General features: G+C 72.6%; 17 protein-coding genes. 11 read left to right on the top strand and 6 right to left on the bottom strand.

Going from position 1 to position 18,964, the window contains the following annotated elements:
• Positions 1-95 precede the first annotated feature (95 nt).
• The 5 genes from pheS (at position 96) to AMK31_RS20395 (ending at position 7,226) form a co-directional block, all read left to right on the top strand.
• Positions 96-1,217 (top strand): phenylalanine--tRNA ligase subunit alpha, encoded by a 1,122-nt coding sequence (pheS, locus tag AMK31_RS20415; protein ID WP_073942021.1) that lies wholly within the window; start codon positions 96-98, stop codon positions 1,215-1,217.
• Positions 1,217-3,730, top strand: coding sequence for a phenylalanine--tRNA ligase subunit beta (pheT, locus tag AMK31_RS20410; RefSeq protein ID WP_073942020.1), 2,514 nt, complete (start codon positions 1,217-1,219; stop codon positions 3,728-3,730). The genes pheS and pheT overlap by 1 nt, the downstream gene beginning before the upstream one ends.
• Positions 3,731-3,954: 224 nt before the next feature.
• Complete coding sequence (locus AMK31_RS20405) at positions 3,955-5,025, top strand: PP2C family protein-serine/threonine phosphatase (RefSeq protein WP_073942019.1); 1,071 nt, start codon at positions 3,955-3,957, stop codon at positions 5,023-5,025.
• Between the two features lie 191 nt (positions 5,026-5,216).
• Entirely contained in the window at positions 5,217-6,557 is a 1,341-nt protein-coding gene (locus AMK31_RS20400; protein WP_073942018.1) for a transcriptional regulator, read from the top strand.
• Between the two features lie 141 nt (positions 6,558-6,698).
• Positions 6,699-7,226, top strand: a complete 528-nt coding sequence (locus AMK31_RS20395; RefSeq protein ID WP_073942017.1) for an NUDIX domain-containing protein — start codon at positions 6,699-6,701, stop codon at positions 7,224-7,226.
• Between the two features lie 10 nt (positions 7,227-7,236).
• Here the strand turns inward: AMK31_RS20395 and AMK31_RS20390 are convergent, their stop codons facing one another.
• Together AMK31_RS20390 and AMK31_RS20385 are read right to left on the bottom strand one after the other, a co-directional pair.
• The gene (locus AMK31_RS20390) at positions 7,237-7,494 is read right to left on the bottom strand and encodes a hypothetical protein (RefSeq protein WP_073942016.1); all 258 of its coding nucleotides are present in this window, start codon (positions 7,492-7,494) and stop codon (positions 7,237-7,239) included.
• Positions 7,495-7,688: 194 nt separating this feature from the next.
• The gene (locus AMK31_RS20385) at positions 7,689-8,564 is read right to left on the bottom strand and encodes a 3-hydroxybutyryl-CoA dehydrogenase (protein WP_073942015.1); all 876 of its coding nucleotides are present in this window, start codon (positions 8,562-8,564) and stop codon (positions 7,689-7,691) included.
• A 176-nt stretch (positions 8,565-8,740) separates the two neighbouring features.
• Here AMK31_RS20385 and AMK31_RS20380 point away from each other — a divergent pair, with 176 nt between their 5' ends.
• Positions 8,741-9,991 carry a family 10 glycosylhydrolase gene (locus AMK31_RS20380; protein ID WP_198948525.1) on the top strand — a complete coding sequence of 417 codons (1,251 nt, stop codon included), beginning with the start codon at positions 8,741-8,743 and terminating at the stop codon, positions 9,989-9,991.
• Positions 9,992-10,013: 22 nt separating this feature from the next.
• Here the strand turns inward: AMK31_RS20380 and AMK31_RS20375 are convergent, their stop codons facing one another.
• Both AMK31_RS20375 and AMK31_RS20370 read right to left on the bottom strand, forming a co-directional pair.
• Positions 10,014-10,220: a DUF1918 domain-containing protein gene (locus AMK31_RS20375; RefSeq protein ID WP_073942013.1), complete on the bottom strand. Its 207-nt coding sequence runs from the start codon at positions 10,218-10,220 to the stop codon at positions 10,014-10,016.
• 90 nt (positions 10,221-10,310) lie between these two features.
• Positions 10,311-11,261: a DMT family transporter gene (locus AMK31_RS20370; RefSeq protein WP_073942012.1), complete on the bottom strand. Its 951-nt coding sequence runs from the start codon at positions 11,259-11,261 to the stop codon at positions 10,311-10,313.
• On the opposite strand from AMK31_RS20370, the gene AMK31_RS20365 reads away from it, so the two are divergent.
• From AMK31_RS20365 to AMK31_RS20355, 3 genes are all read left to right on the top strand, one after another.
• The gene (locus AMK31_RS20365) at positions 11,260-12,702 is read left to right on the top strand and encodes an aminotransferase-like domain-containing protein (RefSeq protein ID WP_073942011.1); all 1,443 of its coding nucleotides are present in this window, start codon (positions 11,260-11,262) and stop codon (positions 12,700-12,702) included. The two genes, AMK31_RS20370 and AMK31_RS20365, sit on opposite strands and share 2 nt — an antisense overlap.
• A gap of 120 nt (positions 12,703-12,822) precedes the next feature.
• Positions 12,823-13,263 carry a GNAT family N-acetyltransferase gene (locus tag AMK31_RS20360; protein ID WP_073942010.1) on the top strand — a complete coding sequence of 147 codons (441 nt, stop codon included), beginning with the start codon at positions 12,823-12,825 and terminating at the stop codon, positions 13,261-13,263.
• A 73-nt stretch (positions 13,264-13,336) separates the two neighbouring features.
• On the top strand, positions 13,337-13,930 hold the full coding sequence (locus AMK31_RS20355) for a histidine phosphatase family protein (protein WP_073942009.1): 594 nt from the start codon (positions 13,337-13,339) through the stop codon (positions 13,928-13,930).
• On the opposite strand, the gene AMK31_RS20350 is transcribed toward AMK31_RS20355, so the two are convergent.
• The gene (locus AMK31_RS20350) at positions 13,912-14,358 is read right to left on the bottom strand and encodes a DUF6314 family protein (RefSeq protein WP_073942008.1); all 447 of its coding nucleotides are present in this window, start codon (positions 14,356-14,358) and stop codon (positions 13,912-13,914) included. The genes AMK31_RS20355 and AMK31_RS20350 overlap by 19 nt on opposite strands.
• A gap of 142 nt (positions 14,359-14,500) precedes the next feature.
• On the opposite strand from AMK31_RS20350, the gene AMK31_RS20345 reads away from it, so the two are divergent.
• A complete protein-coding gene (locus tag AMK31_RS20345; RefSeq protein ID WP_073942007.1) occupies positions 14,501-16,990 on the top strand; it encodes an alpha-L-arabinofuranosidase C-terminal domain-containing protein in 2,490 nt (829 codons plus the stop codon).
• A gap of 16 nt (positions 16,991-17,006) precedes the next feature.
• Here the strand turns inward: AMK31_RS20345 and AMK31_RS20340 are convergent, their stop codons facing one another.
• Positions 17,007-18,239, bottom strand: a complete 1,233-nt coding sequence (locus AMK31_RS20340) for a cysteine desulfurase (RefSeq protein WP_073942006.1) — start codon at positions 18,237-18,239, stop codon at positions 17,007-17,009.
• Positions 18,240-18,328: 89 nt separating this feature from the next.
• Here AMK31_RS20340 and AMK31_RS20335 point away from each other — a divergent pair, with 89 nt between their 5' ends.
• Positions 18,329-18,916, top strand: coding sequence for an ABATE domain-containing protein (locus AMK31_RS20335; protein ID WP_073942005.1), 588 nt, complete (start codon positions 18,329-18,331; stop codon positions 18,914-18,916).
• Positions 18,917-18,964 lie beyond the last annotated feature (48 nt).

The raw sequence follows: 18,964 nt of genomic DNA, 5'->3' as shown, positions 1-18,964 counted from the left end.
GGCCTTTGGCACCTTTGTGTCCCGAAAGCCGTGACGCACAGTCCATGAGTCGGTGACGGGGACCTCCAGCCAGCCAATCGGAAGCACGGGAAGAGATGTCGGCACCCAATAAGTCGTACGACCCTGTCGAGGTCGAGGCGTTGAAACCGGAAGAGATCGAGCGCATGCGGGACGAGGCGCTCGCCGCCTTCGCCGCCGCGGGCTCCCTCGACGCGCTCCAGGAGGCCAAGGTCGCCCACACCGGCGGCACCTCCCCGCTGGCCCTGGCCAACCGCGAGATCGGCGCCCTGCCCCCGCACGCCAAGGCCGCCGCCGGAAAGCTGGTCGGCCAGGCCCGCGGCGCCGTGAACAAGGCGCTCGCCGCCCGCCAGGCCGAGCTGGAGGCCGAGCGGGACGCCCGCGTGCTGGTCGAGGAGGACGTGGACGTCACGCTGCCGTACGACCGCGTACCGGCCGGCGCCCGCCACCCGCTCACCACCCTGTCCGAGCGCATCGAGGACATCTTCGTGGCCATGGGCTACGAGGTCGCCGAGGGCCCGCAGGTCGAGGCCGAGTGGTTCAACTTCGACGCCCTGAACATCGGCCCGGACCACCCGGCCCGCGGCGAGGCCGACACGTTCTTCGTGCAGGGCCCCGACGGCGGCTCCGAGTCCGGTGTCGTGCTGCGCACCCACACCTCGCCGGTGCAGATCCGCTCCCTGCTCGACCGTGAGCTGCCGGTCTACGTCATCTGCCCGGGCCGCGTGTACCGCACCGACGAGCTGGACGCCACCCACACCCCGGTCTTCCACCAGGTCGAGCTGCTGGCCGTGGACGAGGGCCTGACCATGGCGGACCTCAAGGGCACCCTGGACCACATGGTCCAGTCGCTGTTCGGCGAGGGCATGAAGACCCGGCTTCGGCCGAACTTCTTCCCCTTCACCGAGCCGTCCGCCGAGATGGACATGGTGTGCTACGTCTGCCGCGGCGAGTCCGTCGGCAACCCCGACCGGCCCTGCCGCACCTGCTCCAGCGAGGGCTGGATCGAGCTCGGCGGCTGCGGCATGGTCAACCCGCGGGTACTGGCCGCCTGCGGCGTCGACCCGGAGAAGTACAGCGGCTTCGCCTTCGGGTTCGGCATCGAGCGGATGCTGATGTTCCGCCACAACGTCGAAGACATGCGAGACATGGTCGAGGGTGACGTCCGGTTCACCCGGCCCTTCGGGATGGAGATCTGATGCGGGTCCCGCTTTCTTGGCTGCGGGAGTACGTCGACCTGCCGGCCACCGAGACCGGCCGTGACGTCCAGGCCAAGCTCATTTCGGCCGGTCTGGAGGTCGAGACGGTCGAGCAGCTCGGCCACGACCTCAAGGGCCCCCTGGTCGTCGGCCAGGTGCTGACCATCGAGGAGCTGGAGGGCTTCAAGAAGCCGATCCGCTTCTGCACCGTCGACGTCGGCCAGGCCAACGGCACCGGCGAGCCCCAGGAGATCGTCTGCGGCGCCCGCAACTTCGCCGTCGGCGACAAGGTCGTCGTGGTCCTGCCCGGCGCCACCCTGCCGGGCGGCTTCTCCATCTCCGCGCGCAAGACCTACGGCAAGACGTCCCACGGCATGATCTGCTCCAGCGACGAGCTGGGCATGGGCGACGACGGCACCAAGGGCATCATCGTGCTGCCGCCCGAGACCGAGGTCGGCAAGGACGCCATCGAGCTGCTCGAACTGGTCGACGAGGTGCTGGACATCGCCGTCACCGCCAACCGCGGCGACTGCCTGTCCATCCGCGGCGTCGCCCGTGAGGCCGCCATCGCCTACGGCCTGCCGCTGCGCGACCCGGCGCTGCTCGACGTGCCCGCCCCGAACGCCTTCGGCTACCCGGTGAAGGTCTCCGAGCCGCTCGGCTGCGACCGCTTCACCGCCCGCACGGTGTCCGGCCTGCGCCCCGAGGCGCGCTCCCCGATCTGGCTCCAGCGCCGGCTCCAGAAGGTCGGCATGCGTCCGATCTCCCTCGCCGTCGACGTCACCAACTACGTGATGATGGAGCTCGGCCAGCCGCTGCACGCCTACGACCGCAAGCTGGTCCAGGGCACGATCGGCGTCCGCCGTGCCGAGGAGGGCGAGAAGATCGTCACCCTCGACGGCGCCGAGCGGAAGCTGCACGCCGAGGACCTGGTCATCACCGACGACCGCGGCCCCATCGGCCTGGCCGGTGTCATGGGCGGCGCCAACACCGAGATCGCCGACCACGACGACGAGGAGGGCGCGACCACCGACGTGGTGATCGAGGCCGCGCACTTCGACGCCGTCTCCATCGCCCGTACGGCCCGGCGCCACAAGCTGTCCTCGGAGGCCTCCCGCCGCTTCGAGCGCGGTGTCGACCCGCAGGCCGCGTCCGCCGCCGCCCAGCGCACCGTCGACCTGCTGGTGCTGCTCGCGGGCGGCACCGCGGACGCCGGGGTCACCGAGGTCATCGCGCCGTCCGCGCCGCACACCATCACCGTGCCGGCCGACCACCCCGACAAGGTCGCGGGCGTCGTCTACGGCCGGGAGACCGTCGTACGGCGGCTGCAGGAGATCGGCTGCGACGTGTACGGGCAGGACGAGCTGATCGTCACCGTCCCGTCCTGGCGGCCCGACCTGCTGGAGGCCAACGACCTGGCCGAGGAGGTCATCCGGCTGGAGGGCTACGAGAACCTGCCCTCCACCCTGCCGAAGCTCCCGTCCGGCCGTGGCCTCACCCACCGGCAGCGGCTGCACCGCCGCGTCGGCCGGGCGCTGGCCGGCGCCGGGTACGTCGAGGCGCCGAACTACCCGTTCGTCAGCGAGCAGGTCTTCGACCAGCTCGGCCTGGAGGCCGACGACCCCGCCCGCCGCGTGGTCAAGCTGGTCAACCCGCTCAACGACGAGGAGCCCGCGCTGCGCACCTCGCTGCTGCCGGGTCTGCTCGGCGCGCTGCGCCGCAACGACGGCCGGGGCTCGCACGACCTGGCGCTCTTCGAGACCGGGCTGGTCTTCCACCCGCGTCAGGAGCCCGGCGTCGCCGCTCACCTGCCCGTCGACCGGCGTCCCACCGACGAGGAGCTCGCCGCGCTGAACGCCGTGCTGCCCGAGCAGCCGCGCCACGTGGCCGTCGTCCTCGCGGGCGCCCGCGAGCAGGCCGGCTGGTGGGGCAAGGGCCGTCCGGCCGACTGGGCCGACGCGGTCGAGGCCGCGCGGCTCGTCGCCCGGGAGGCGGGCTCCGAGCTGGTGGTGCGCAAGGGCCAGTACGGTCCGTGGCACCCGGGCCGGTGCGCCGAGCTGGTCGTCGTCGCCGACGGCGCCGAGCAGGTCGTCGGCCACGCGGGTGAGCTGCACCCGCGCGTGCTGAAGGCGCTCGGGCTGCCCGAGCGGACCTGCGCGATGGAGCTGGACCTGGACGCGCTGGAGCAGGCCGGGGACGGCACCCCGCAGGCGCCCGGCATCTCCACGTTCCCCGTGGCCACGCAGGACGTCGCGCTCGTCGTCGACAAGCCCGTGCCGCACGCCGAGGTCGAGGCCGCGCTGCGTGAGGGCGCGGGCGAGCTGCTGGAGGCCATCCGGCTGTTCGACGTGTACGAGAACGCGGAGCAGCTGGGGGACGGCAAGAAGTCCCTCGCGTACGCGCTGCGTTTCCGGGCCGGCGACCGGACGCTGACGGTGGACGAGGCGTCGGCCGCGCGGGACGCGGCCGTCGCGCTGGCCGCCGAGCGGACCGGGGCGGCGCTGCGGGGCTAGTTCCGCGAAAGCGCCGGGGGACTGCGCGATCGGCGGCGGCTTCCAGCCGTCCGTGACCGGTCGCGCGGTTCCCCGCACCCCTTTTCGGGGCGTGGGAGTCACCTCACTCGATCGGGTGACATTTCCGGCTGATCCGTCTTTACGGGTCATGCGGTCGACAGAATCGGACCGGCCTTTCGGGGTCGGTCCGCGCGCTGTCAGGGCCTACATGGGGGGCCATCGGCATGATCCGTATCAAGGCACGGGCCCCAGGTCGTCGGATGCTCGCACTCGGGTTGCCCACGGCCTGGGGTGCCGCGGCCATCGCCTACAAGCTGGCCTGCCCGCTCGGCCGGCAGGACGGGCTGGGGGCGCGGCTCGTGACCAGCGCCGTCTTCTTCGCCGTCGGCACCGGGCTGATGTTCCACGTCCGCCGGGTGCTGCTGCGGGAGCTCGAACAGGCCCGCGAGGTCGCCGGTGCCGCGCAGAGCGCGCTGCTGCGGCCCCTGCCGCCACGGGTCGACGGGCTGCGGGTGGCCGCCGCCCAGCTGGCCGCCGACCGCGGCGCCAGTGTGGGCGGTGACCTGTACGACGTGGTGGCCACCGAGCACGGCGTACGGGCCGTGATGGGCGACGTGCGCGGGCACGGGATCGGCGCCATCCCAACCGTCGCCGCCGTGCTCGGCAGCTTCCGCGAGGCCGCCCACGACGAACCCGACCTCGACCGGGTGCTGCGCCGGCTGGACCGGGCCCTCGCCCGCCATCTGCGGGAACGGGGCCGCACCGAGGCGGGCGGCGCGCTCTCCGAGGAGTTCGTCACCGTCCTGCTGCTGGAGATCGACCGCGACGGGCGGATGCGGGCCCTCAACTGCGGTCACCCATGGCCCTACCGGCTCCGGGGCGCCGAGGTCGAGCCGCTGTCCGTGGCCGAGCCGCTGCCGCCGCTGGGCCCGTTCCCGCTGCCGCCCGAACTGCCCGCCGCGCCCTGCGGCGAACTCCGGCACGGTGAGGCCCTTTTCCTCCACACGGACGGCGCGGAGGACGCCCGCGACGCACAGGGCCGCTTCTTCCCGCTGGACCTCGTCCTCGCGGAGGCGCTGAGCGCGGGGACGAGAACTCCGCAGGCCCTCCTGGGAGCCGTGTTCACCCGCCTGCTGCGCCACACCCAGGGCACCCCCGCCGATGACGTCGCCTTCCTGGTCGTCCGCAACGAGCGTCTGCTCGGTCGCCCTTCAGGGGCGCGGGGCAGTGCCGCCGGCGACACGCCGTCCGCCCCGCCACGGAGTGTCGGGCAGGCGACGCGGCGGACGGCGTGAGCGCGGGCCGTCGCACTGTACGAGGGGGAGCCGACGGCCCGGCCGGCCTCTTTCGAGGACATTCAGTCAACCCGCTCGGAACTCTCCGCGACAGCGCGCGCACACGCCGGATTCGCGTACTCCGTTCACACCCCGTGTGAACCCGGATTCACTACGCTGTCGGGCACCGAGCCATCCGGGGGGCCTATCCCATGCAGCCCAACACACTGCTCGACGCGATTCTGGACGAGGCGGGCATCTCGCACGCCGGTCTGGCCGCGCACGTGAACCAGGCCGGACGGGCGCGCGGACTCGCGCTGCGCTACGAACACACCGCCGTTGCCCGCTGGCTGAAGGGCCAGCGCCCGCGCGGCCAGGTGCCCGACCTGATCTGCGAGGTGCTGGCCGCCCGGCTGCACCGGCCGGTCACCCTCGACGACATCGGACTCGGCGTCCCCGGCGGCGAGCCGACCGTGCACGGCACCTCGCTGTCCGGCTTCGTGGAGCGGGCCACCGCCCTGTGGCGCTCCGACGAGCAGCAGCGCCCGCACATCCTGGGCGCGCCCGCGGTCACCGGCACGCCCGCCGTGATGCCGGTGTGGGAGTGGGAGAACCCGCCCGAGGACGTGGACGTCTCCCGGGGCGGGCGGCACCGGGTCACCCCGGCCGACATCGACATGCTGCGCGCCGCCCGCGCCCACTACGAGCAGATGTACCGCAAGGCCGGCGGGGTGGCCACACGCACCCGGATCGTCGGGTTCCTCAACGCCGAGGCCGCGCCGCTGCTGCGCGGCGGCTACACCGACGCCACGGGCCGTCAGCTGCACCGGGCGACCGGCGGGTTGGTGGCGGTCGCGGGCATCTGCGCCTACGACTCCGACGCGCACGGCCTCGCCCAGCGCTACTTCCACCAGGCGCTGCGGCTGGCGAAGGCCAGCGGGGACCGGGGACTGGGCGCCTATGTGATCGCGCTGCTGGTCAACCAGTCGCTGTTCATGAAGGAGTACCGGCAGGCCGTCGCCTTCGCGGAGGCCGCGCTGCGCACCGCCGGGAAGCACATCACGCCCGCGCTGGCCTCCGACCTGTACGCGATGCAGGCGAAGGCGTACGCCCATCTCGGCGACGGCAGCGGGGCGCTGTCCTGCATCCGGCGCGCCGAGCAGGCCGCCGAGCGGATCCGGCGCGGTTACGAACCGGACGAGACCGGCTATGTGCAGCCGGGGCTGGTCAACGTCCAGGTGGCGGAGGCGCTGCTCAGCCTGGGTGAGCTGGCGGCGGCCCGGGAGCACGCCGAGGCGGCGGTGGACACCCCGGCGCACGACCGGGGCCGCGTGCACCGGCTGGCCATGCTCAGCACGATCGAACTGCGCCAGGGCAACGCGGAGAAGGCTGTGGCCACCGCGGTGCGGATGGCCGAGCAGGCCCGCGGGATGGAGTCGCAGCGGCTGCGCGACAGACTCCGGGCGGTACGCGAGCACCTGGTGCGCAGCGGCGGCGCGGGCACGGCCGAGGCCGCCGAACTCATCGACGGGGCCCTGCGCGTACCGCTGTAGACCTGCTGTCCGGACCCCCCTGCGGATCCCTTGCGACCCCATTGCGCCCACGGCCGCCCCGCGAGCGGCCGGGTGTGCGCCCTGCTGCCCGCCCGCTCCTGCTGCGATATTGCCACTTACTCGGCGGAAGGTGGCAGAACCGTGCAGTGGACGAAACAGAACGAACAAACTGTGTATGAAAACCGCTGGTTCAGCGTCAACCTCGCGGATGTCGAGCTGCCGGACGGCCGGCATCTCGACCACTTCCTGATACGGCTGCGGCCCGTCGCCGTGGCCACCGTGGTGAACGAGGCCAACGAGGTCCTGCTGCTGTGGCGGCACCGCTTCATCACCGACAGCTGGGGGTGGGAACTCGCGGCGGGCGTCGTGGAGGACGGCGAGGACATCGCGGCGGCCGCCGCCCGGGAGCTGGAGGAGGAGACCGGATGGCGGCCGGGACCGCTGCGCCATCTGATGAGCGTGGAGCCGTCCAACGGGCTCACCGACGCCCGGCACCACATCTACTGGGCCGACGAGGGCGAGTACGTCGGTCACCCCGTGGACGACTTCGAGTCGGACCGGCGGGAGTGGGTCCCCCTCAAGGTCGTCCCCGACCTGATCGCCCGCGGCGAGGTCCCGGCCGCCAACATGGCGGCCGCACTGCTGTTACTTCACCACCTCAGGCTCTAGGACGCGTCCGCTAACGTCCCAGCGCCTGCCAGATCGTCACCACGAGCGCGCCCACGGCCGTCACGGCCGCGAGCGAGGGCAGCGGCCAGCGGGCGTGCTCCAGCGTGACGAGCCGGTTGTTCACCTCGTCCAGTTCCTTCGCGGTCTCCTCGGTCCGATGGCTGAGCAGGGCCAGTCCGCCTTCGACGCGGGCATAGGCCACATCGAGGCGGCGTCGTAACTCTGCGAGTTCTCCGTTCACGACCGGATGCTCGGGATCGGCGGTCACAAGTCCGCTCCTTTCCGTGGTCGGTCTACATCCCTTGCATGCGCATGAAGAGTCAACTCGCCTGGTGGGCGCATGGGGAGCGTGTGCGCAGGGCATATGCGAGCCCGGCGCGCACACGGTGTGTGAATGGCGCGGGCCCGGCACCCTCCTGGGGTGCCGGGCCCTGCGACCGGCCGGATACTGACGGTCGGTAATCAGCCGTAGGTGTAGAAGCCGGATCCGGTCTTGCGGCCGAGCCGGCCCGCGTCGACCATGCGCTGGAGCAGCGGGGGAGCGGCGTACAGCGGCTCCTTGTACTCCTCGTACATCGAGTACGCCACGGAGGCGACCGTGTCCAGACCGATGAGGTCCGACAGCTTCAGCGGGCCCATGGGGTGCGCGCAGCCCATCTCCATGCCGTTGTCGATGTCCTCACGGCTGGCGATGCCCGACTCGAACATCCGGATCGCGGAGAGCAGGTACGGGATCAGCAGCGCGTTGACCACGAAGCCGGAGCGGTCCTGGGCGCGGATGGCGTGCTTGTTCAGCACCTTCTCGGTGAACAGCTGGGCCCGGCTGAGCGTGCCCTCGGAGGTGGTGAGCGCGGGGATCAGCTCGACGAGCTGCTGCACCGGGGCCGGGTTGAAGAAGTGGACGCCGATGACCTGGTCCGGCCGCGAGGTGGCGACCGCCAGCTTCACCAGCGGGATGGAGGAGGTGTTGGAGGCCAGGATCGCGTCCGGGCGGGTCACCACCTGGTCGAGCACCTGGAAGATCTCGGTCTTGACCTGCTCGTTCTCGACGACCGCCTCGATCACCAGATCACGGTCGGCGAACTCGCCGAGGTCGGTGGTGAAGCTCAGCCGGGCCTGCGTCGAGTCCCGCTCCTCCTCGCTGATCTTGCCCCGCTCGGCGGCCTTGGCCAGGGAGTTGAACAGCCGGGTGCGGCCGATCTCCAGGGCCTCGCCGGTGGTCTCGGCGACCTTGACGTCCAGGCCGGCGCGGGCGCACACCTCCGCGATACCGGCGCCCATCTGGCCGCAGCCGACCACTCCGACGCGCGAAATGTCTCCCGCTGGGATGCCCGTCACATCGTCCCCTTCGCTGATCCATGCTCGTCAGGTCCGCCGGGTCCCGGGGCCTGCACGTGCCTGCTCCGTTCGTGCACGTTACCGCCAAGTATCGATGATCGATCGCCGGGGTCGGGCATTCTGGGCGCGGCAACGGATCGTGACCGCGTGGAGACGCGGCGTATGGGGGTGTTCGCATGGGACGTATGACACGTCGGGTGTTCGCGGCCGCCGCGCTGTCGGCCCTGGCCATGACGGGGGACGGCGCCTCGGCGGCCCCCAGGCGGCCGGGCGGGGGGCCACGGGCGGACGGCGAGGCGAGGGACGCGGCGGGCGGTGCGGTGACCGACGAGATGCGCGGCGTGTGGCTGGCGACCGTCGCCAACCGGGACTGGCCCTCCCGCACCGGTCTGAGCGCCGCCGAGCAGCGCGCGGAGCTGATCGCCCTGCTCGACGCGGCCGTACGGCGCCGCCTCAACACGGTGATCTTCCAGGTGCGGCCGGCCGCCGACGCGCTGTGGCCCTCGCCGTACGAGCCCTGGTCGCAGGTCCTCACCGGCACCCAGGGCGGGGACCCCGGCTGGGACCCGCTCGGCACGGCCGTCGCCGAGGCGCACGCGCGCGGCCTGGAGCTGCACGCCTGGTTCAACCCGCTGCGGGTCGCCACCCACGCGGACCTCACCCGGCTCACGCCCACCCACCCGGCCCGCAGGAATCCCGGGTGGGTGGTGACGTACGCCGGGAAGCTCTACTACAACCCGGGGCTGCCCGAGGTCCGTACCTTCGTGCGGACCGCGATGCTCGACGCGGTCGAGAAGTACCCGGTCGACGCCGTCCACTTCGACGACTACTTCTACCCGTACCCGGTGCCGGGCCACAGCTTCGACGACGACGCGGCCTACGACGCCCACGGCGGCGACTTCACCAACCGGGCCGACTGGCGGCGCGACAACATCGACCGGCTGGTGCACGGGATGGCGACCGGCATCCGGGAGGTGCGGCCCGGGACCCGGTTCGGGATCAGCCCCTTCGGGGTGTGGCGCAACGCCGAGACCGACCCGCGCGGCTCGGACACCAAGGCCCTCCAGACCTACGACGACCTGTACGCGGACACCCGCAAATGGGTGCGGGAGAACTGGGTGGACTACATCTGCCCGCAGCTGTACTGGCACATCGGCTTCGCCGCCGCCGACTACGCCACCCTGGTCCCGTGGTGGGCGAAGACCGCCCGGGGCACCGGAACCCGGCTCTACTTCGGGGAGGCCCTGTACAAGGCCGGTGACCCCGCGCAGCCCGCGGCCTGGCAGGACCCGGCCGAGCTGTCCCGGCACCTGACGCTGGCGTCCAGGTACCCGGAGGTCGGCGGGCATGTGTTCTTCGCCGCCGAAGAGGTGGTGGCGGACCCGTACGGCGCGCTGGCGCGGGTGATCGCCGACCACTACCAGTGACCGGCGAATCCCGCGCCCTGGATCACTGACCGGTCATCGGGTGGGTGTCCCGGTGCCGGATCTCGGTGTCGGGGCCCGGGGAGCACAGACCCTCGTGCCCGTCCTGGAACCGGACGCGGTACGGGGGGTTGCCCTCCTGGCCGAGCACTTCCACGATCTCGCCGACCTTGTCGTGCTGTCCGACCACCCTGCCGTGCTGGACAAGCTGGTCGCCCACGCTTGCGCGCATCTGTGGCCTCCTCACCATCGACGGAGCAGCGGTCCGTGGCCTCGAGTCCACTGCGGTGGGCGCCGGGCGGAACCCGGCGGCGTACGCCGCTCAGCCTCGCGCCCGTTGGGTGACGGCGATGCAGACGAGCACGGCCGCGGCCGTCAGCGGGGCGGCCACTGTCAGGTGCTCGCCCAGCAGCAGCACCGACCACACCAGTGTGAGCAGCGGCTGGGCCAACTGCAACTGGCTGGCCTTGGGGATGCCGATGGCCGCCATGCCCCGGTACCAGACGACCAGCCCCAGGAACTGCGACCCCGCCGCGACCCACAGCACCCCGGCCACGGCGTGCGCGGTGAGCGTCACCGGCTCGTACGACAGCGCGATCGCGGTGGCCGGGACGCTCAGCGGCAGGCACAGCACCAGCGCCCAGCCGACGACCTGCCAGCCCGGCATGACCCGGGCCAGCCGGCCGCCCTCGGTGTAGCCGGCCGCGCACACCAGCAGCGCGCCGAAGAGGTAGAGGTCGGCGGTGCTCAGGCCGCCGCCGCTCTGCTGCACGGTGAACACGCCCACCGCCGCGGCACCGGCGAGGGCCGCCGTCCAGAAGGTGCGCGAGGGGCGGCTGCCGACGCGCAGCGCGGACAGCGCGGCCGTCGTCAGCGGCAGGAGCCCGACCACGACGGCGGCGTGTGCGGTGGTCGAGGTCTGGAGGGCGAGCGTGGTCAGCATCGGGAACCCGATGACCACGCCGGCGGCGACCACGGCAAGGCCGGGAAGGTGCTCGCGGGCCGGCAGCGGCACCCGCAGGGCCAGCAGGCAGCCGCCCGCGATCAGCGCGGCCAGCACACTGCGCACGGCGACCAGCGACCAGGGCCCGAAGCCCTCCAGCCCCCACGCGGTGGCGGGGAAGGTGAGCGAGAAGGCGATGACGCCGAGGGCCGCCTGGAGGGTGCCCGCCGTGGCGCGGGCCGGGACGGCGGCCGGACCGGTGGACGGGCCTGTGGGCGGGGCGTCGACTGCTATCGCGGTCGGCTTGGTAGCGCTACTCTGTGCTCTCATGCAAGAGCGTAGCAGTGTCGGTGAACTGGCGGAACAGCTGCGAAGGGAGCTGGACCGCTACTCTCCAGGCGGAAAGCTGCCGTCGAGCCGGTCCCTGGTGGAGCGGTTCCGGGTGAGCCCGGTGACCGTCTCCCGGGCGCTCGCCCAGCTCGCCGCCGAGGGGCTGGTGGTGACCCGCCCCGGCGCCGGGGCGTTCCGGGCCGGGCCGCGCCCCGCCGCCGCGCCCGCCGGGGACACCTCGTGGCAGGAACTGACGCTGAGCGCCGACGGCGCCGCCGAGGCCGTCCCGCGCTCCGTGGACGCCTCCGGGGTGCTGGTCTCCCTCGCCGCACCGTCACCCGGCGTGATCGAGTTCAACGGCGGCTACCTGCACCCCTCCCTGCAGCCCGAGCGGGCGATGGCCGCCGCGCTGTCCCGAGCGGGCCGCCGGCCCGGCGCCTGGGGGCGGCCGCCGATGGAAGGGCTGCCGGAGCTGCGGGAGTGGTTCGCGCGCAGCATCGGCGGCCCCGGCGGTGCGGTCACCGCGGCCGAGGTGCTGATCACCGCGGGCGGCCAGTCCGCGCTCACCACCGCCCTGCGCGCGCTCGCCCCGCCCGGGGCGCCGGTGCTCGTGGAGTCGCCGACGTACCCGGGCATGCTCGCCATCGCCCGGGCGGCGGGCCTGCGGCCGGTGCCGGTCCCGGTGGACGCCGACGGGGTCCGCCCGGCCCTGCTCGCCGACGCGTTCCGGGCCACCGGCGCCCGGGTCCTCGTCTGCCAGCCGCTGTTCCAGAACCCCACCGGCGCCGTCCTCGCCCCCGAGCGGCGGGGCGAGGTGCTGCGGATCGCGCGGGCGGCCGGGGCGTTCGTCGTCGAGGACGACTTCGTGCGCCGCCTCGTGCACGAGGACGCGCCGCCGCTGCCGCGCCCGCTGGTGGCAGACGACCCCGACGGCGTCGTCGTCCACGTCTGCTCGCTGACCAAGGCCACCTCGCCCAGCTTCCGGGTGAGCGCGCTGGCCGCCCGGGGCCCGGTCCTGGAGCGGCTGCGCGCCATCCAGGTCGTCGAGACCTTCTTCGTGCCCCGGCCGCTCCAGGAGGCGGCGCTGGAGCTGGTCGGCTCGCCGGCCTGGCCGCGTCATCTGCGCGCGGTCTCCGCCGAGCTGAGAATCCGGCGCGACGCCATGGTCTCCGCGCTGCGGCTGCGGCTGCCCGAGCTGGCGCTGCCGCACATCCCCAGCGGCGGCTACCACCTGTGGCCCCGGCTGCCCGAGGGCACCGACGAGGCGGCCCTGACGGCGGCGGCGCTGCGCGCGGGCGTCGCCGTCACCCCCGGCCGCCCCTACTTCAGCGCCGAGCCGCCCGCCGCCCATCTGCGGCTGAGCTTCGCGGCGGTCGCCGGGACGGGCGAGATCGCGGAGGGGGTGCGGCGGTTGCGGACGGCCTGCGACGAGGTGCTGTAGGCGGATCGTCCGAAGAGCCCCGCCGGGCAAATGGTCCGAAGCGCACCGCCGGGCACCTCGTCGGAAGCGCCCCGGGCAATTCGTTCGACCCCGACGTCCCGGAGCTGCCAACCTCCTGCCATGGACGACACCCTTCGCCTCCCCGACGGCTACGAGATCTCCACCGACCCCGAGCGCGTCGACGCCGACCGCGTGCACCGGTGGCTGTCCACCGACGCCTACTGGGCTCTCGGACGGCCCCGCGAGAAGCAGGACCGGGCCATCGCCGGGTCGCTCAACTTCGGGGTGTACGACACGGCCTCGGGGGAGCAGGTGGCGTACGCCCGGATCATCACCGACCGGGCGACCTTCGCCTGGCTGTGCGACGTCTACGTCGACCCGTCGGTGCGGGGCAAGGGCGTGGGGACCGCGCTGGTGGGCGCCGTACGGGAGGAGCTGCGGCCGTACGGGCTGCGGCGGATCCTGCTCGCCACGCACGACGCGCACGCGGTGTACGAGAAGCTCGGATTCGCGCCGCTGGAGCGGCCCGACCAGTGGATGGCGCTCCACTTCGACCGGTGAGCCGGGGTAAACCCTGGGTAACCCCTGGCGTCCACCCCTTGACCCGGGTACGCGCGCGGCTCACCATCCCCGCATGGCACTTCGGGTCACGTTCGTCGCCGCCGCGCGCAGCTCCCCGCTGCTCGCGGAGCGCTTCGAGGACGACCGGCCGCTGGACCAGGCGGGCTGGGACGAGGTGGAGCGCGTCGCCCCCGAGCTGCTGCCGCTGGCGGCGGCCGAGCTGCGCTACTGCTCGCCCACGCCGCGCAGCCGCGCCACCGGCGACGCCCTGGGCTACGCCCCGCTGGCTCAGCTCGCGCTGCGGGACTGCGACATGGGCCGGTGGCGCGGGCTGACCCTCGGCGAGGCGATGGCCCGCGAGCCCCAGGCGGTGGACGCGTGGCTGGCGGACCCGCGCGGCAACCCGCACGGCGGTGAGCCGCTGCTCGCCTTCATCGGCCGCGTCGGCGGCTGGCTGGACACCCGGCCGGTGGAGGACGGCTGCGGGATCGTCGCGGTGGCGGAGCCGTCGGTGATCCGCGCGGCGCTGGTGTACGCGCTGAAGGCGCCGCCGTCGACGTACTGGAACATCGACGTCCGTCCGCTGTCGACGACCACCGTGACGGGGCACGCGGGCCGCTGGAACCTGCGTCTCGACGGCTGCCGGGCTCAGCCCACGCGCGCGTAGTCCGTCGTCAGGACCAGGTCCTTGGCCGGTCCCCCGACCCGCCATACCGTCCGCCAGTGGTCCGCGTCCCGGACCGTGAACTCCCCGCGGTAGAGGTCGGCCGCGCAGGGGTGGTCGGTGACCCAGTGCCCGGACGTCAGGTCCAGGTCGTGGAACGGCCGGCCGTCCGCGAACCGCACGTCGGCCGTCCCGGTGCCGTCCGGTCCCGGCAGGAAGCGCAGGGTCCGCTCGGCGGGCCGGGAGACGCCCTGCCAGGTGAACGTCCCGGACTCGTGATGGAGCAGGCCGCCGCCCTCGAGCGGGCTGAAAACCGTCGTCCCGGTGAACCGCCCCGCGTCCCCGCCCGCGAGATCCCGCACGGAACGCGTCACCTCCCACTTCCCGGCCAGAAACGCCAGCACCTTGGGCACTGGCCAGAACTCGCCCATCGCGTACGACTCTCCGTCCCGTCCGTTCCTGCGTGACCCATTGACGCGTACCCGCCCCCTCCCTATCTTGCCGTTCGAAGTGCTGACCAATGTCCGATATTTCGAACAACTCCTTTCCGGAGCAAAGAGCCGCGGAGTATCCATGTCACGCACCACCCGCACCACCCGCTGGAGACTCGGCCTGACCGCGACCGCCGCGCTGGCCGCCTCCTCCGTGCTCGCGCCCGCGCCCGCGCACGCCGAGTCCGTCACCGACTACGCCATCACCGTCGACCCGTCCGCGACCGGCGCGAAGATCGACGACACGATGTACGGCGTCTTCTTCGAGGACATCAACCGCGCGGCCGACGGCGGTCTGTACGCCGAACTCGTGCAGAACCGGTCCTTCGAGTACTCCACCGCCGACAACGGCTCGTACACCCCGCTGACCTCCTGGACGGTCGCCGGCACCGCGCAGGTCGTGAACGACGACGGCCGGCTCAACGAGCGCAACCGCAACTACCTCGCCCTGGGCGCCGGTTCGTCCGTCAGCAACGCCGGCTACAACACCGGGATCCGGGTGGAGCAGGGCAAGCGGTACGACTTCTCCGTGTGGGCCCGCGCCGACGCCGCAACCACCCTCACCGTCTCCCTGAAGGACGCCGCCGGCGAACTGGCGACCGCCCGCCGGGTGAGCGCCGAGGGCGGCTGGGCCAAGTACACCGCCGCCTTCACCGCCACCCGCACCAGCAACCGCGGCCGCCTCGCCGTCCACTCCTCCGGCGCCGCCGCGCTCGACATGGTCTCGCTGTTCCCGCGCGACACCTACAAGAACCAGCCCAACGGCCTGCGCAAGGACCTCGCCGAGAAGATCGAGGCCCTGAACCCCGCCTTCGTCCGCTTCCCCGGCGGCTGCCTGGTCAACACCGGCTCCATGGAGGACTACAGCGAGGCCTCCGGCTGGCAGCGCAAGCGGTCCTACCAGTGGAAGGACACCGTCGGCCCGGTCGAGGAGCGCGCCACCAACGCCAACTTCTGGGGCTACAACCAGAGCTACGGCCTCGGCTACTACGAGTACTTCCGCTTCGCCGAGGACATCGGCGCCATGCCGCTGCCCGTCGTCCCCGCCCTGGTCACCGGCTGCGGCCAGAACAAGGCCACCGACGACGAGGAACTGCTGCGGCGGCACATCCAGGACACCCTCGACCTGATCGAGTTCGCCAACGGCCCGGCCACCTCGAAGTGGGGCGGGCTGCGCGCCGAGATGGGCCACCCGAAGCCGTTCGGCCTCACGCACCTCGGCGTCGGCAACGAGGAGAACCTGCCGAACGAGTTCTTCGCCCGCTTCCAGAAGTTCCGCGCCGCGATCGAGGCGAAGTACCCCGGCATCACGGTCATCTCCAACTCCGGCCCGGACGACGCCGGAACCACCTTCGACACCGCCTGGAAGCTCAACCGCGAGGGCGGCGTCGACATGGTCGACGAGCACTACTACAACAGCCCGCAGTGGTTCCTGCAGAACAACGACCGCTACGACTCCTATGACCGGCAGGGCCCCAAGGTGTTCCTCGGCGAGTACGCCTCCCAGGGCAACGCCTTCAAGAACGCCCTCGCCGAGGCCGCGTTCATGACCGGCCTGGAACGCAACGCGGACGTGGTCAAGCTCGCCTCGTACGCCCCGCTGCTCGCCAACGAGGACTACGTGCAGTGGCGCCCCGACATGATCTGGTTCAACAACCGGGCCTCCTGGAACTCGGCGAGCTACGAGGTCCAGAAGCTGTTCATGAACAACGTGGGCGACCGCGTGATCCCCTCCACCGCGACCGGCACCCCGGACGTCAGTGGCCCGATCACCGGCGCGGTCGGCCTGTCCACCTGGGCGACCAGCGCCGCCTACGACGACGTGAAGGTCACCTCGGCCGACGGCACGACCCTGTTCGGCGACGACTTCTCCGGTGACGCCTCGAAGTGGACCCACTCCGGCGCCGGCAGCTGGAGCGTCCAGGACGGCGCCTACGTCCAGACCGACGCCGCCGCCGAGAACACCCTGGTCACCGCGGGCGACCCCGGGTGGAAGGACTACGACCTGCACGTCAAGGCCACCAAGAAGTCCGGCAAGGAGGGCTTCCTCGTCGCCTTCGGCGTCAAGGACACCGGCAACTACTACTGGTGGAACCTCGGCGGCTGGAACAACACCAGCTCCGCCGTCGAGCAGGCCTCGGACGGCGGCAAGTCCACACTGATCTCCAAGCCCCACTCGATCGAGACGGGCCGCGCCTACGACATCGACATCAAGGTGCGGGGCCGCCAGGTCGGCCTCTACCTGGACGGACAGCTCTGGGGCAGCTTCACCGACGACAAGCCCGCCGAGCCGTTCCGCCAGGTCGTCACCGAGGACCGGCGCACCGGCGAGCTGATCGTCAAGGTCGTCAACGCTCAGTCCACGGCCGCCCGTACGGCGGTCGACCTGGGCGGCGCCAAGGTCTCCTCGCGGGCCCGGGTGACCTCCCTGGCCGCCGACCCCGAGGACGTGAACACCGAGACGGACACCCCGGTGACCCCGGTGAAGTCCACGTTCACGGGCGTCGCCGGGAAGTTCACCTACACCTTCCCGGCGAACTCCGTGACGTTCCTCAGGATCGCCAGGAGGTGAGGCGGACGCGGGCGGCTCAGACCCCGAAGTACGCCTGGGCCGCCCGCACCCCCTCCGCCAGCGCGTCCACCTCCGCCGGCGTGTTGTAGACGTAGAAGCTCGCCCGGGTCGTCGCCGGAACGCCGTACCGGCGCACGATCGGGCGGGCGCAGTGGTGGCCGACCCGGACGGCGACCCCGCGCTCGTCCAGCACCTGGCCGACGTCGTGCGGGTGGACGCCGTCGACCGTGAAGGAGACGGCGCCGCCCCGGTCGGCGAGGTCGCGCGGGCCGACGATCCGCACGCCGGGGATCTCGCCCAGCAGCTCCAGGGCCCGTGCGGTGAGCCGGTCCTCGTGCGCGGCGACCTCCGCCATGCCGAGCGCCTGGAGATAGTCCACCGCCGCGGCCAGGCCGACCGCCTGGGACGTCATCGGCACGCCCGCCTCGAAACGCTGCGGCGGCGGCAGGAACGTGGTGCGCTCCATCTCCACGATCTCGACCATCGAACCGCCGGTCAGGAACGGCGGCAGCGAGTCGAGCAGGTCCCGCCGCCCCCACAGCACGCCGACCCCGTACGGGCCGAGCATCTTGTGCCCGGAGAACGCCAGGAAGTCCGCGCCGAGCGCGGCGACGTCCACCGGCCGGTGGGGGACCGACTGGGCGCCGTCGACCACCACCAGCGCACCCACCTCGTGGGCGCGGTCGGCCAGCAGCCGCACCGGGTTGACCGTGCCGAGCACGTTCGACTGGTGGGTGACGGCGACGACCTTGGTGCGCTCGTCGACCAGCTCGTCGAGCCGGGTGAGGTCCAGGCGCCCCTCGTCGGTCAGCCCGAACCAGTCCAGCGTCGCGCCGGTCCGCTCGGCGAGCTGCTGCCAGGGCACCAGGTTGGCGTGGTGCTCCATCTCCGTGACCACGATCCGGTCGCCGGGGCCGATGCGGCGGGCGTTGCCCAGCGCGTGGGCGACCAGGTTGATGCCCTCGGTGGTGTTCCGGGTGAAGACGATCTCGTCGTCCGCCGCGCCGACGAAGCGGGCGACGGTGTGCCGGGCGTTCTCGTACGCCTCCGTCGCCTCCCCGGCGAGCTGGTGGGCGCCTCGGTGCACGGCCGCGTTGTGGTGCAGCAGGAAGTCCCGCTCGGCGTCGAGGACCCGGAGCGGTTTCTGGGTGGTGGCGCCGGAGTCCAGGTAGACGAGGCGGGCGCCGCTGTCCAGGGTCCGCTCCAGGATCGGGAAGTCCTTGCGCAGCGCGTCCACGTCGAAGGCCACGACGTCTCACCTCTCACGGGTTCTGTAACCATTTACCGTGAGGCACGCTAGGTCTCCTCACGGAGAATCGCAAGCGTTAACATGAGAACGTGGATCATGAGTCCCCCGTCTCCCTGCACCGGCTCCCGGTCCCGGGCGAGGAACGCTATGTGTCGCTGGCCCTGGTCAACACGCGTTTCACCCTGAGCCACGGCCCGGTGGACCTGCTCGACGACACCGAGGCCGCGCACCTGTGGCTGGTCAGGCACGACCTGCTGCCGGACCGCGTCGCCCTCAACGGCCGGCAGTTCGGCAGGCTCCTGGGTCTGCGCGAGGCCCTGCGCGCCCTCTTCACCGCCTACGGCACCGCGGCCGTCCCCCCGGCCGGCAGCCTCGCCGCGTTCAACTCCGCGCTCGCCGCCGCCCCGCCGACCCCCCGCCTCGACTGGACCGCCGACGGCCCCCGCCGCGCCCACCAGGCCGACGCCGGCAACCCGGCCGGCGCCGCGCTCTCCCTGCTCGCCGAGGATGCCGCCGATCTGCTCACCGGCCCCGAGGCCGATCAGCTCGCCGAATGCGCCGCCCAGGGCTGCGCCCGCTGGTTCCTGCGCTCCCACGCCGCCCGCCGCTGGTGCACCACGAAGTGCGGCAACCGGGTCCGTGCGGCCCGGGCGTACGCGGCGCGCAAGGGTCGCTGAGGCGGGCCTCCCGCGGAGGAAGCCGCCGAGCTCCAGCGGGCCGTACCG

The organism is Streptomyces sp. TSRI0107 (assembly GCF_001905845.1).
In the GTDB taxonomy this organism is placed as follows: Bacteria; Actinomycetota; Actinomycetes; order Streptomycetales; family Streptomycetaceae; genus Streptomyces.
Note: the sequence above shows the minus strand (reverse complement) of the source record. Positions and strands in the feature narration are given on the sequence as shown.